This is a genomic window from Arachnia rubra (genome assembly GCF_019973735.1).
Taxonomy (GTDB): Bacteria; Actinomycetota; Actinomycetes; order Propionibacteriales; family Propionibacteriaceae; genus Arachnia; species Arachnia rubra.
This window is the reverse complement of sequence record NZ_AP024463.1, coordinates 2282660-2296752: the sequence shown is the minus strand read 5'-3', so window position 1 is coordinate 2296752 and position 14093 is coordinate 2282660. Positions and strand designations below refer to the sequence as shown.

7 protein-coding genes are annotated in these 14093 nt (G+C 66.8%); 5 read left to right on the top strand and 2 right to left on the bottom strand.

Features of this window, described 5'->3' with window-relative positions; translation table 11 throughout:
• Nucleotides 1-45 precede the first annotated feature (45 nt).
• The 3 genes from SK1NUM_RS10510 to SK1NUM_RS10500 are packed head-to-tail and all read left to right on the top strand — an operon-like array spanning nucleotide 46 to nucleotide 6709.
• Nucleotides 46-1536 (top strand): DUF2397 domain-containing protein, encoded by a 1491-nt coding sequence (locus SK1NUM_RS10510; protein WP_212321789.1) that lies wholly within the window; start codon nucleotides 46-48, stop codon nucleotides 1534-1536.
• On the top strand, nucleotides 1533-2648 hold the full coding sequence (locus SK1NUM_RS10505; RefSeq protein ID WP_212321788.1) for a TIGR02678 family protein: 1116 nt from the start codon (nucleotides 1533-1535) through the stop codon (nucleotides 2646-2648). Before SK1NUM_RS10510 ends, SK1NUM_RS10505 begins: the two co-directional genes overlap by 4 nt.
• Nucleotides 2648-6709 carry an SbcC/MukB-like Walker B domain-containing protein gene (locus SK1NUM_RS10500; RefSeq protein ID WP_212321787.1) on the top strand — a complete coding sequence of 1354 codons (4062 nt, stop codon included), beginning with the start codon at nucleotides 2648-2650 and terminating at the stop codon, nucleotides 6707-6709. The genes SK1NUM_RS10505 and SK1NUM_RS10500 overlap by 1 nt, the downstream gene beginning before the upstream one ends.
• 149 nt (nucleotides 6710-6858) lie before the next feature.
• On the opposite strand, the gene SK1NUM_RS10495 is transcribed toward SK1NUM_RS10500, so the two are convergent.
• Nucleotides 6859-8730 carry a phosphoenolpyruvate carboxykinase (GTP) gene (locus SK1NUM_RS10495; RefSeq protein ID WP_212321786.1) on the bottom strand — a complete coding sequence of 624 codons (1872 nt, stop codon included), beginning with the start codon at nucleotides 8728-8730 and terminating at the stop codon, nucleotides 6859-6861.
• Nucleotides 8731-8958: 228 nt separating this feature from the next.
• On the opposite strand from SK1NUM_RS10495, the gene clpB reads away from it, so the two are divergent.
• On the top strand, nucleotides 8959-11529 hold the full coding sequence (gene clpB / locus SK1NUM_RS10490) for an ATP-dependent chaperone ClpB (RefSeq protein ID WP_212321785.1): 2571 nt from the start codon (nucleotides 8959-8961) through the stop codon (nucleotides 11527-11529).
• A gap of 104 nt (nucleotides 11530-11633) precedes the next feature.
• On the opposite strand, the gene SK1NUM_RS10485 is transcribed toward clpB, so the two are convergent.
• A complete protein-coding gene (locus tag SK1NUM_RS10485; RefSeq protein ID WP_212321784.1) occupies nucleotides 11634-12638 on the bottom strand; it encodes an Lrp/AsnC family transcriptional regulator in 1005 nt (334 codons plus the stop codon).
• A 381-nt stretch (nucleotides 12639-13019) separates the two neighbouring features.
• Between SK1NUM_RS10485 and ord the strand changes: the two genes are divergently transcribed.
• A complete protein-coding gene (gene ord / locus SK1NUM_RS10480; protein ID WP_212321783.1) occupies nucleotides 13020-14063 on the top strand; it encodes a 2,4-diaminopentanoate dehydrogenase in 1044 nt (347 codons plus the stop codon).
• The last annotated feature ends 30 nt before the right edge of the window (nucleotides 14064-14093 follow it).

Here is a 14093-nt window from a genome sequence, read left to right as displayed (position 1 = left end):
GGGACCCCCGGGGCCATGCCCCTGACCCTGGGTAGGGTGGATTCCGTGACTGATGCTGGACAAGGGGAGACGTCGCCCTGGAACCTGCTGACGATTCCAGGAGAGATACGCGCAGCCAGCTATCTCGCCGGATCCCATGCCCGCCAGTACCGGCTCATCGTCGACGTACTCGCCGCCCAGCAGGAGGTCTCGCTCACCGGGGTGGGACATGACGAACTGACCACCCTGATTCGTGCCCGGCTGCCTGCGGATTCCGCGGCAGAACTGCTCAGCGAGCTTAACCTGACCGACCGGCTGGCATCCCTGGTGGCCTGGGGCACCTGCGAAGCTTGGCAGGACAAGGCCACCACCGAGGAGGAGTTCCTCCGCAACCGCTACAGGTACCAGCTCACCGAGGCGGGGGCCGCTCTCAACCAGGCTGTCAGAGCCGTCGAGAGGGACCTCGGACCCGGCTCCACCGCGGTCCTGCTGGCGCCCGCTGTGCTCGCCGACCGACTCCGGGCCGCTCTGGACGCTCTGGCCGGTGAGCGTCTTGAGGACGCTTCCCGGGAGTTCTCCGTCGTCGAGACCACCCTGGATGTCATGGCGAGGGAGGCCAGCCAGTGGCAGTCCCGGATGGCCGCGGCACTCGGTGGCATACCCGACCAGGTCCGTATCACACGCCTGCTGGAGACCATCCTCGCGTATGTCGATGCCTGGGGTGCCGGCGTGGATGCCTGGTCCGGGCGCATCACCGCCTGCCTGCCGGAGCTGGAGGCCATCACCCCCGAGACCTGGCGGGCCCTGACTCTTCAGCGGCTTGGCGCTGAGATCAATACCGGCACCCTCGAGCACGCCACCACCCACCTGACAGGTGTGGTGGCTGTGCTTGAACGCTGGTTCAGCGGCGAGCTATCGCAGGCCACCTTGCTGCGACGCCAGATGCGGGACGCAGTCACTCCGGTGCTCCGAGGGCACCGGGCGCTGTTGTCGGCCGGCGGTACAGTCTCCAGGTCCGCGGAACTGGCCCGCCTGGCTGACGCGGTGGCCCGGGCCACGGACGACGCCACCGCCTGGCAGGTCTTCGCGGCAGGCACCGGGCTGTACTCCGCGCGACACCTGGCGCTCGAGACTCCCGAGGTGCCCGGAAGCCCCAGCACCTGGGAGGCGCCACCGGTGCCGGTCTCCAAAAGGCTGCGCACCCAGGGAAGCCGTTCCCTATCCGGCCGGGCACCCCGCGTCGTGGACCGCTCGAAGGCCAGGGCTCTCGCGCGCGCTGCTGCCGCCCACGACCAGGCTGCGCTCCGGGAGGCCGAACGCCGTCTGGTGTCCCGCTCGGGAACATACCTCAGCGAGTGGCCTGCCCTGGGCCCGGAGGAGACCCGGCTCTTCCTCGGCCTGCTCACCGCCGCCCGGGAAGCAGAAGGTGCCGGCTCCAGCGCGGATGGGCGGTGGAGCATGAAACTGACCCCCGTGGATCCGCCCCGCTCAGCCATCTGCGTCACCGATGAGGGACGACTGGTGCTGGCCGACGCCCTCGTGGAGTTCACCGCATGATGCTGGGCAATGACCACGCCGAGATCCAGGCCGCCTTCATGGGGCTGCTGGCGAGTCCGCTCGTCACGCCCTGGCGGCATCCGGAATTGCACGTGCTGGTGCATCGCCACGCCCCCACCCTGAAGGTCTGGGCCAAACGGCTCGGGTATCTCCTAGCCGGCAACAACCGCTGCTACCGGCTGCGCCGACCACCCATCGGCGGCGCCGTCGCGCTGCCCGCGGCCACGCCGATTCCCCGCGGTCAGCTGGTGCTTGTCCTGTACGCCGCCAGCTGCCTGGAAGCCAGCCTCGGAGAGTCACTCACCCTCCAGGAACTGTCCGACGACGTCGCTCAGCTGGCCCAGATGAACGGGAGCTGGCCCTACGACCCGAACCACCGGCCGGACCGGCAGCGGCTGCTGTCCGCCGTCAACCTGCTGACCGGCCACGGAGTGCTGGAGAAACGCACCCCCGGGACGCTGCAGAACGACTGGGAACGCACCGGGTCGGGAATCGGTGCCGGCTATCTGCTGCATCGTGATGCTTTGATGCTGCTGGTGAACACCGATGACGTCGACCTGGCCCTGGCGCGCCGCGCGGATGGCGGTGAGGACACCCGGGGGGCGGAGTTGCTACGGGTCCTGGTCGAATGCCAGGCCTTGTATCCTGCTGAGCTCCCCGAGTCCCACCGCGACTACCTGGCGGCGCATCGCAGCCGGCTGGCCGAGAGAGCCGAGGAGCTGACGGGCGGTCAGGTTGAGGTGCGCAGCGATGCCCTGGTGCTGGTCCTGCCCGCATCGCGGGAGCTGCCGCAGGGCCTGGTCTGTGGTTTTCCTGACGCCACCACCCTGGACTGGGTGTCGCTGGCCATGATCGACTCCCTATGCCAGGAAGCCAGCGGATTCCACCGGGTGCCAGGTGAACAGGTGCTGGCAGCGGCGGAGCGCATCCACCGTGACAAGGGAAAACAGCTCACTACCGCGCTGCGGGAGTCGCCAGAGGCGATCCGCGATGCCGTGGCGGCCCGGCTGGCTGGCATCGGCTTGCTGAGGCTGGAGGCCGGAGACTGGATTCTCACCCCCGCGGCAGGACGCTACCGCGACGCCGAACTGACCCTGAGCGAGGACGACTAATGCTCGACGATGCGCGACTGAAGGCCTGGCGTGATGCCCTGGTTGCGGGTGAGCTTCCCAGCCCCGCCAGGGCCGACCGCTGGCAGGTGCTGCGGGCCGGTGTGGTGAACCTGTGGGAATTTGAGGTCACCGAGTACTGGTATGCCGACGGCTGGGTGCAGCTCACGGGCGGCAATGAGACCGGGAAGTCGTCCCTGATGGCGCTGACCACGCTGATCCCGTGGCTCGCTGACGTCGCCTCGAACAACATCGACACCCTGGGGCGTTCCGGGAAGACGTTCCGCTACTACGTCGAGCCCACGGGGCGCAATGCCGACCGGAGGGAGGCGACCGCGTCCACTCACCAGGGGTGGCTGTGGGTCGAGTATGGGCGCCGTGCCGAGTCCGGAGACGAGTTCTTCACCACGCTCCTGTTCGCGGAGGCTCGCAGCGCGGCTGCCGACATGCGGTTGAGCTGGTGCACCCTTGCCGGCAGGGACCGGGTGCGGGGTGGCTGCGACCTGCTGGCCTCGCGCCGCGTGGTGTCCCCGAAGGAAGTGTCCGCGGAGGGTTTTGTCAGGCATCCCAGCGCGGCCGCCTACCGCGCCGAAGTGGCCTCCCGGCTCCTGGGCAGTACGGCCGAGAAGCTGGAGGCAGTCGGGAAGCTGCTGCGGGTCACGCGGACTCCGAAGCTGGGGGAGCAGCTGCAGGTGCGGTTCATCAGTGACCGCCTGCACGATGCTCTCCCCGAGCTGGACCGCTCCGAGATCAACCAGCTCGCCGATGGCTGGGACCAGCTGGATGAGATCCGTGCTGACCTGGACCGTGCCGTGGCTGCAGTGGAGGTGGTGGAGAGGTTCACTGCCCGGTCCTGGCATCCCTGGGTCAGGGCGATCCTCAAACGTGCCGCCGAGCGTGGCCAGGACGCCGTCTCCGCATTCGGCGACGTCACCCGCAGACAGGAGGAGGCCCGGCAGCAACTTAGCGACGTCGATACGCACCGGGCAGCGGTGGAGGAGAAACGCAGGTCCCTCGAACTGGCGGGTGAGCAAGCCCGGGTGGCCGCCGATGAACTGCAGGTCTCCACCCGTCATCAGGAGGCGCAGGGCAGGCTGGCACGGCTGAGCCATGCCCGTGCTGTCGCGGAGATGGCCGCCCGGGAACACACAGAGGCGGAACGGCGTGCGGAGACCGCTGGGGGGATCGCCCGCAGGAGTGAGGAGGTCTGTGGCGACGCCGGGGCGCGCCTCGAGACCCGTAGGAGAGAAACCGCTGGCCGCGTCGCGGATGCGCGGTATGCGTCACGGGAGGCGGGACTCGATATCACCGATTTCGACCCGCTGCTGACGGAGCAACGGGTGGGCGACAGGAACCGTGACGTCAGGCGCGCCCAGCAGCTCCTGGCCGAGGTCACCCTCGCGGACCAGGAGGCCAGCCGCGCGGAGGAGGTCGCTGCGGAGGCGCGGCAGCGGGCCACCGAGGCTGGGGAACGCCGCGAGACGGCGTGGGCGGCGGCTGAGCAGGAACGTGACTCGTTGGCGGCGCGGCTCGACGTGTGGACAGACGGGCTTGGGCGCAGCGTGGATGTCGAGCCCTGGCAGGCCTCGCTGCCCGACGGCAAGACTCCGCGGCCGCCTCTCAGGGAACGGATCCGGGAGGAATGGTTCGAGGCAGCTTGCGGGCCAGTCCAGGCGCGCCTGCAGGAGGCGCAGGCGCGTGGGCGCGCAGCCCGGCAGCAGGCCAACGAACTGGCCGGGCAGATCGAGGAGCTGGAGAGGAACCGCGCTATAGAGCCGCAGCCGCCCGTGCTGTGGGCGCGACGCGCCCGTCCCAGAACCGGTGCACCCGTGTGGCGCCTCCTGAATCCCAGGGAGGGATTGTCAGGTAGCGAGCTGGCTGCTGTCGAGGCCGCGCTTGCTGCCTCGGGGCTGCTCGACGCCTGGGTCAGCGATGAGGAGTCCGTCGTCGGCGATGTCCAGGCTGTGGCCGGCCAGCCTGTGGCCAGGGGACTCGGACAGGTGATGGAGCCAGCGCCCGGTCCGTGGGCCGACCGTATCGACGCCCTGTTGAGGGGAATTCACCTGGTCCATGCAGGTGAGGACCTGCCAGAGACCGGGCTTGCTGTGGCGCTGGATGGCCGTTGGCGCAACGGGTCCGTGATGGGACAGGCCAGCTGCGTTTGCGGTGACGCTGAATATCTTGGCCATCAGGCCCGGGAAACCGGCCTGGCACGTCGTAGGAAAGAGCTCGTCAGTAGACGGGAGGCAGCCGTCTCCGAGGCCACCGAGGCCGAGGCCGAGGGCAGCTGGGCGGCAGCTGAGCTATCGGCTCTGGAACGGGCGATGGCCTCTGCTCCCGATGACCGGGAACTCTTCGGGCTGCTGCGTGACGCAGCCACGGCGGAGACCCTGGCGGCCTCGGCCGAGGAAGTCGCCGGGCAGCGTGAGGCCCGTTCCCATGGCCTGAGGGCCGAGGCCGATTCCAGGCGGGCTGCCCTGCTGGAGTTCACCACAGAACGGCAGCTGCCTGTCCGGGCCACCGAGCTCGTTGAAGTCCAGGAGCGACTGCGACGGGCTGAGAACGCCTTTGGCATCCTGCGGCATGCCCGGGACCGGGAGGCCGCGGCCCTGTCGTCCTGGGAGGCGGCGGTCGAGGCAGCGGCTGACGGAACACGGTTACGAGACGAGACCGCAACCGGGCTACAGGCGGCCGAGGAACGGCTGATCGCCGCCAGATCCCGGGTGCAGGCCCTTGAGACGGCCATCGGGGCTGATGACCAGGAAATCATCCAGGAACTGGAGACGCTGCAGGAGCGCGCCTCAGATGCGACGGCACAGGCGCACAGCATGGAGCGGGAGCTTCTTGAGCTGGCGGGCCGCGCGGGCCGGGCTGAGGAAGCGCTGGCGGCCGCTGAACGGGACCACGAGGTTGTCGCCGCTGAGCGTGACCGGGCCTTCGCCTGGTTCCGGAGGCTGGTGGATGCGGGCCTGGCCGGTGAGCTGGGCCTGGAGCTGCCAGACCCGGATTCGGTGGCGATCACCCAGGTGGGCGCTCAGGTCCAGGCCGCGAACCAGCAGATCAAGATCCGCAACTGGCGGCACAGCGATCAGGAGGTCCAGAGCGCCTGGCGGAAGCTGCACACCGGCGCGACCGAGGCCCGCGCCGACCTGGAGCTGGGCGGCCGCAGCCTTCGGGTCGATGAGACCGATGACCTGCCGGAGGTCACCGTCGCTGTCGACGCCCATGGCACCGACCTGTCCCTCGGGGAAGCGCTGGCTCATCTGCAGGGTGTGCGGGAGAAGTTGGCCTCGAGCTATGACCAGCGCGTGCAGGATGTCCTCGGGCAGCTACTGGGATCCACGTTCATGGATCATCTGCGGGACCGGATCAGTGCCACCCAGGGCCTCGTGGAACGCATCAATAGGGTGCTGGAGTCGCATGCCACCCGCACAGACCGTACGGCGCTCAGGATCGTTCTGGCTCCGAAGGACGCCGCGACCCGGCAGGTGCTGGAGGCCGTCAGTGCCCCCACCTGGGGCAACCCTGAGGCGGAGTCCCGGGTCAGGGAATTCCTGAGGACTCGCATCGATGAGGTCAAGAGAGAGGCCCAGAGCTCGAGGCTGGCTGACTGGCGCAATGGACTCGCGGAACGGCTGGACTACCGCAGCTGGTATGACATCCACCTCGAACACCGGCGCGGCTCCGGGACATGGGGGCCGCTGACCACCCGCGGGTATGCGGAGCTGTCGGGTGGGGCGCGTGTCGTGATGCTGATGATGCCGTTGGTGGCCACCTTGGCTGCGATGTATGAAGAGATGCCGACCGGCCCCCGGCCGTTGTGGCTCGATGAGGCATTCGACGGCCTGGACGCCGCCAACCGCGCCACTGTGATGAAGCTGTTCCGGGAATTCGACCTGGACGTGCTGCTGGCTGGGCCGGGACGACTGGTCAACGTGGCGGACGTGCCCGTCGCAGCGATCTACCAGGTGGTCCGGGCACCTGCCCCGATGCCCGGCGCCGACCTGGTCATGGAGTTGTGGGCGGGCGGCCAGCTGGAGGCTGTCGAGGCACCGGCCTCCTGAAGCCTGCACCACGCAGCAGATCGGCCACCAGGATCCCCATGGCGCCAGGAATAGGAATGCGCAGGTGGAGCTTTCGCACAGACCCGTGATTCCCCCGAGGCCGGCGCAGCGGTGGCGGGGTGGTGTCAGCCCCGCCACCGGGAGAGTTGTCAGCGGTCGCCGATGACGTTCATGGCGATGTGCCACAGCTCGTCGTGGACCTCCTGCGGGACCTTCAGGCCGAGCGACCTCAGCCAGCGGCGCATGCGCGGCAGCTCGTCTGCCCACTCCTGGGGGACGTAGCGAAGTACCTGCTCGAGGTGTTCATCGCTGATGCCGAGACCCTCGACGTCGATGTCCTTCTTCTCCGGCAGCAGGCCCGCCGGCGTCTCGACGGCCTCCACCTTGCCCTCCAGACGTTCCACGATCCACTTCAGGACCCGGCAGTTCTCCCCGAAACCAGGCCACAGGAACCTGCCCTCGGCGTCGCGGCGGAACCAGTTGACGTAGAAGATCTTGGGCAGCTTATCGGGGGTGGTGCGCTCGCCCAGACGGATCCAGTGCCGCAGGTAGTCGCCGACGTGATAGCCGATGAACGGCAGCATCGCCATCGGATCGCGGCGCAGCACACCCACGGCCCCCTTGGCTGCGGCCGTGGTCTCGGATGAGCAGGTGGCTCCCATGAACACGCCGTGCTGCCAGCTGCGTGACTGAGCCACCAGGGGGATCGTGTTCTCGCGGCGACCGCCGAAGATGATCGCGTCGATCGGCACACCGCGTGGGTCGTAGAACTCGTCCGAGAGGATCGGGCACTGCGAGATGGGGGTGCAGAAGCGGGAGTTCGGATGCGCTGCCTTCTCTCCGGGCCTGCCGCCCTCCGGGCCGCCCTCAGGGGTCCAGGACCGGCCCTTCCAGTCCGTCAGGTGCTCCGGGGGTTGCTTCGTCTTCCCCTCCCACCAGACGTCACCGTCATCGGTGAGTGCCACGTTCGTGAAGATCGAGTTCCCGGCCTCGATGGCGGCCATGGCGTTGGGATTTGTCCCCGTACTCGTGCCGGGAGCCACCCCGAACAACCCGGCCTCCGGGTTGACGGCGTAGAGCCTGCCATCCTCACCGAAGCGCATCCAAGCGATGTCGTCGCCGAGTGTCTCCACCTTCCACCCCGGCAGGGTGGGCTCCAGCATCGCCAGGTTCGTCTTGCCGCAGGCTGAGGGGAAAGCTGCGCACAGGTGATACGACTTCCCCTCGGGGGAGGTGAGCTTCAGGATCAGCATGTGCTCGGCGAGCCAGCCCTCGTCGCGTCCCATCACAGATGCGATCCGCAGCGCGTAGCACTTCTTGCCCAACAGGGAGTTGCCGCCATATCCGGAGCCGTAGCTCCAGATGGTCCGCTCCTCGGGGAAGTGGACGATGTATTTGATGTCGTTGCATGGCCAGGGGACGTCCTTGATGCCGGGCGGCAGGGGCATGCCGACGGAGTGCAGCGCGGGCACGAAGTCCGCCTCGAGTTTCTCCATGGCCTCCATCACCTTGGTGCCCATCCGTGTCATGATCTTCATGGAAATCGCGACATAGGCCGAGTCCGTGATCTCGATCCCGAACTTCGGGTCAGGGGAGTCCACGTGCCCCATGCAGAAGGGGATGACATACATGGTCCGTCCCACCATGCAGCCGTTGTACAGCTTGGTCATGATGGTCTTCATCTGCTTGGGGTCCATCCAGTTGTTGGTGGGGCCGGAATCGTTCTCGTCCACAGAACAGATGAATGTGGAGTCCTCGACGCGGGCGACGTCGTCAGGATCGGTGCGCGCATAGATGGAGCCTGGCTGCTTGCCCGGATTCAGCCGGACGATCGTACCGGACTCGATGAGCCCTTCTACAAGACGCTCGTATTCCTCATCGGAGCCGTCGAGGAAGTGAATCGCGCTGGGCCTGGTCAGCGAGGCGATCTCCTCCACCCAGGCGGTGACGCTCGGGAGGTTCGGGATTCTCCCTGTGACAGGAATGGTGGTGGTCAATCCGTTCTTGGTCAGGTGAGACATGGGACTCCTTGTCGTCGGCACTTCGATGGGCGACCGGGCGGTGGCTGGGTCCTGCAGTGGGAATCCTGCCCCGTCCATAGTGCTGAGCCTAACGCCCGGAGTAGCCGCTGTGGTCTGTTCCCCTGAAATGACGGCGATTCGGACAGTGGCTGGGCGGGTGTTGAAACTGCATGGAATAAGGTTGAGTGTGGTAGGCTCAACTTTGTAATCGGCACTCTGGAGGACTAAGTGAACACTGAGAAACTGACCACCAAGAGCCGCGACGCCGTGACCGCGGCAGTGCGGCAGGCTTTGACCGCGGGCAATCCGTCCGCTGAACCCGTGCATCTGTTGCACGGCCTACTACTGACACCCGACAACACCGTTGGCCACCTGCTGGCCGCCGTCGGCGCCGATCCGGCCGCCGTTGATACCCAGGCCACCGAGGCCATCGCCAAACAGCCTTCCAGCACCGGAAGTTCGGTGACGCAGCCCACGATCTCGGGGGCGCTGGCGCGTGTGCTGGCCACCGCGGAGACCCTCGCCGAGCAGCTCGGCGACCAGTTCGTGGCCACCGAACACCTGTTGATAGCCCTCGCTTCCGTGGACTCCCAGGCCCGGACGATCCTGGAGCATGCCGGGGCCAGTGCGGAGAAACTGACCAAGGCCTTCGAGGAGTCCCGAGGTGGCAAGCGTGTCACCTCGGCTGAGTCCGAGGGTGGCGAGTCGGCGCTGGAGAAGTACTCCGTGGACCTGACCGAGCGCGCCCGCTCCGGCAATCTTGACCCGGTCATCGGCCGTGACCAGGAGATCCGCCGTGTCGTCCAGGTGCTGGCGCGCCGCACCAAGAACAACCCGGTGCTGATCGGCGAGCCAGGGGTCGGCAAGACCGCCGTTGTGGAGGGCCTTGCCCTGCGCTTGGTGGAGGGTGACGTCCCTGACTCCCTCAAGGGCCGTCGCCTGGTCTCCCTGGATCTCACCTCGATGGTGGCTGGAGCCAAGTACCGCGGCGATTTTGAGGAGCGTCTGAAGGCTGTCCTGAACGAGATCAAGGAGTCTGAGGGGCAGATCATCACCTTCATCGATGAGCTGCACACCGTCGTCGGTGCGGGTGCTGCCGGTGAGGGCGGCATGGATGCGGGCAACATGCTCAAGCCCATGCTGGCGCGCGGCGAGCTGCGGATGATCGGTGCCACCACACTCGACGAGTACCGGGAACGGATCGAGAAGGACCCGGCGCTGGAACGCCGCTTCCAGCAGGTCTATGTCGGTGAGCCTTCCGTGGAGGACGCCATCGCCATCCTGCGTGGGCTGCGGGAGCGCTATGAGGCCCACCACAAGGTCCGTATCACAGACTCAGCGCTGGTCGCGGCCGCGGTGCTGTCTGACCGTTACATCACCAGCCGGAAGCTTCCAGACAAGGCCATCGACCTGGTGGATGAGGCCGCCTCGCGGCTGCGCATGGAGATCGACTCCAGCCCCGAAGAGATAGACATGCTGCGCCGTGATGTGGACCGCATGCTGATGCAGGAACTACACCTGAAGAATGAGGAGGATGCCGCCTCCCGTGAGCGTCTCGCCACGCTGCGTGCTGAACTTGCGGATGCGCAGGAGAAGCTGCGAGCCCTGGAGGCCCGCTGGGAGCAGGAGAAGTCCGGGCTGAACCGTGTCGGCGATCTCAAGGAGAGGATCGACGCCCTTCGCGTCGAGGCCGACAAGGCACAGCGTGCCGGTGACCTGGGGCGCGCCTCCCAGATCCTGTACGGGGAGATCCCTGTGATTGAACAGCAGCTCACCGACGCTGAGAGGACCGACGCTGATGTCTCCCGCATGGTCTCCGACGAGGTCTCGGAGACCGACATAGCCGAGGTTGTGGGTGCCTGGACGGGGATCCCGGTCGGGCGGTTGCTGCAGGGCGAGTCCGAGAAGCTGATGGAGATGGAGGAGCGTCTCGGGGTCCGCCTGATCGGGCAGCGCGAGGCCGTTAAAGCGGTCTCGGATGCGGTGCGGCGCTCCCGGGCCGGTATCTCCGATCCGAACCGTCCCACCGGCTCATTCCTGTTCCTCGGGCCCACGGGCGTCGGCAAGACCGAGCTGGCCAAGTCGCTCGCGGACTTCCTGTTCGACGACGAGACCGCGATGGTCCGCATCGACATGAGTGAGTACTCCGAGAAGCACTCGGTGGCCCGGCTCGTCGGCGCACCTCCCGGGTACGTTGGCTACGAGGAGGGTGGCCAGCTCACCGAGGCGGTGCGGCGGCGCCCGTACTCCGTGGTGCTGCTTGACGAGGTGGAGAAGGCCCACCCCGATCTGTTCAACATCCTGTTGCAGGTTCTCGATGACGGTCGTCTCACCGATGGCCAGGGACGCACGGTCGACTTCCGCAACACCATCCTCATCCTCACCAGCAACCTTGGGTCGCAGTACCTCTCCGATCCGCTGCTGAGCGATGAGGAGAAACGGGAGCAGGTGATGGGAGTCGTGCGCTCCGCGTTCCGTCCTGAGTTCCTGAACCGGCTGGACGATATCGTCATGTTCGAGTCGCTCAGCCGTGAGGACCTGCGCAGGATCGTCGCCATCCAGCTGGAGCGGCTGGGCCGCCGCCTGGCGTCGCGCAGGATCACTGTGGAGGTCACCGATGCCGCAGCCGACTGGCTGGGTGAGGTGGGCTTCGACCCGGTCTACGGGGCTCGTCCGCTGCGCCGTCTCGTGCAGAACACCATCGAGGACCAGCTTGCCCGCGGACTGCTCTCTGGCCAGATTCATGACGGCGAGAAGGTCCGTTTCGACCGGGTGGACGACGGCATCGCGATCGTCTGAACGGCCGGCGGTGCTGAACACCCGGAGCTGCCGGGGGCAATTACGACCGGCTTGGATGATTTGCCGGGGGATCGAAAGATCCCCCCGGTGCCCCCTGCAGGCGGCTACCCGCGGGATCTCTTGGGAACCGAGTACGGCGAGACGAACTCACCGGTGCAGCTGCCGTCGGGGCGCAGCAGCCAGCCCATCGACTTGTGGCTGCGCAGGTGCACGATGGTCTCGTCGGGTGCTAGTCCGGGGATGGCCGCCGCTATCGATGACTCCAGGGCGCCCATGGCGCTCCTGTGGTTCAGCCGGAAGTTGACGCGCAGGTTGTTCCCACCCGTCATCCACATGCAGGAGCGCAGGGACGGCTGCTCCCTCAAGAGCTCTATCACCCGGGTCTTGTAATTGAAGGCCACTGTTGTCAGCCAGGTGCACTCCAGCAGCCAGCCTGCCACCTCGGGGGCAGTGTCACAGCGCATGATCAGGTTCCGGTTGCTGAGGAGCCGGCGCATCCTGCGGTGCACTGTGCTGGTCGGCATACCCAGTTCCTGGGACAGCGAAGCGATGCTGGCCCTGCCGTCGTGGGCCAAGGCCTGGGCTAGCGCCAGGTCCGCATCGTCGGTGTCCACCGCAGGCTTGTCGGGGGTGCGCTGCGGGAGCGCCTGGTTGACCTGGCGCTGAGTGAGGATGTTCACCCGCCAGGCCTCGGCTCCGACGATGACGTTGGTCACCAGGGAGCTGCGGGTTCCATGCACCCCCTCGAGGCCGCCGATCCAGTCGATGATCAGGGAGGTCAGCGTCGCCATATCGGGGGCCATGATGGTCAGCAGGAGGTCGCGCTGCCCGGTGGTCTCGTCAACGCTGGTGATCAGGGGATGGGAGCACATTTTCTCGATCACCGGGGGAAGGAACTCGGTCTGGCAGTCGACCTCGACCACCGCGGTGAACCGGTGTTCCAGATTCGGATGGGTGCAGATCCAGGCCAGTCCCTTATCCACCAACTGATTCCAGTGGTTCGCCACCGTCGTTGGTGACATCTGGAGGATCTCGCCCGCCTTGGACCAGGAGATGCGCGGGTCGATCTGCAGCAGGCCGATCAGCTGAAGATCCATCTCGTCCCTCACCAGCGCCCCCTATCCGAGGGGTTTTCTGGGAGTTTTTCCGGTTTGGACTCCTGGCAATGGGAAGATCGCAATTGTTGGGTCTTCATCGCCTTCAAATCTGGCTTTAGCGGGGTGAATGCGGGGGGCCGTGGATACCGTGAAACCGGAATGGTCAGTGACGACACCTTCACGACAGTGAGCCGACGGGCATCCGTAGGGATGCGCGCCGGGCGAGGAGCCCTGGACATGGCGAACATACTAACCGCCAGGGTGGCAGGGCGAAGCGGTATCGGCGGACTCAGGATCCGGTTCTCCCAGGTGGGGACATTCATCCCGGTGTCCTGAACGTGCTGCCCGTGCTGTGTCTCGGCTGAGGTGGAAACGACGACTCGAGGGAGAGAAGTGAACAAGAATCAGCGAATCCGGGTGGCCCAGTGGGGTCTTGGCGCGATGGGCCAGGGTGTTGCCAAGGTGATCCTGGCCAAACAGGGCCTGGAGCTGGTGGGCGCATTCGACATCAGGCCAGAGCTCGCGGGCAAGGATGTCGGCGAGGTGCTTGGCGTGGAACTCGCGGGAGTTGTGGTCAGCGACGATCCAGCGAGCATCCTCGATCCAGCCAAAGTGGATGTGATCACCATCGCAACCACCTCCTGGGTGGCCAAGCAGCTTCCCGATCTGAAGAGGATCATCTCCGCGGGCATCAATGTGGTCAGTATCGCCGAGGAGATGGCCGCCCCCGAGGCACAGAACCCGGAGATAGCGGCTGAACTGGATGCTCTCGCCAAGAAACATGGTGTCTCCGCCATCGGCGTGGGAGTGAACCCGGGCTTTGTGCTCGATCATCTCGTGGTGGTGCTGACGGCGGGCAGCCAGGAGGTCACCAGCATCGAGGCCAGCCGCATCAACGACCTGAGCCCCTACGGTGAGACCGTGCTCTCGACCCAGGGCGTCGGGACCACGCCGGAGGAGTTCAGGGCGGGGGTGGCCGACGGGTCCATCGTCGGGCATGTGGGCTTCCCAGAGTCTGTCCGCCTGATCAGCGACGCCCTCGGTCTCGGGGTTGACCGCGTGGAGCAGACGCTTGAGCCCATCATCGCGAAGGTGCCGCGCCAGGCCAGGGGGCAGGTCATCGAGCCGGGGAGGGTTGCGGGCTGCAACCACATAGCGGCCGGCTACAGCGGCGGCGAACAGGTCATCAGGCTCGTCCATCCTCAGCAGGTGGATCCCGGAGCCGAAGGCGTCGATACCGGCGACTACATCACGATCCACGGTGTGCCCGAGATCAGCATGTCCACCGGGCCGGAGATTGCCGGCGGCAAGGCCACGGCGGGCATAGCGGTCAACACCATCCCCCGCATCTTCGCGGCCACCCCCGGGCTGAAACGGATCATCGACCTGCCGTCGCCGACGGCGCTCATGGGCCCTGAGGCTTACGAGCGCCGGTGACCGCTGTTCCCGAGCGATTGGAGTGATGCA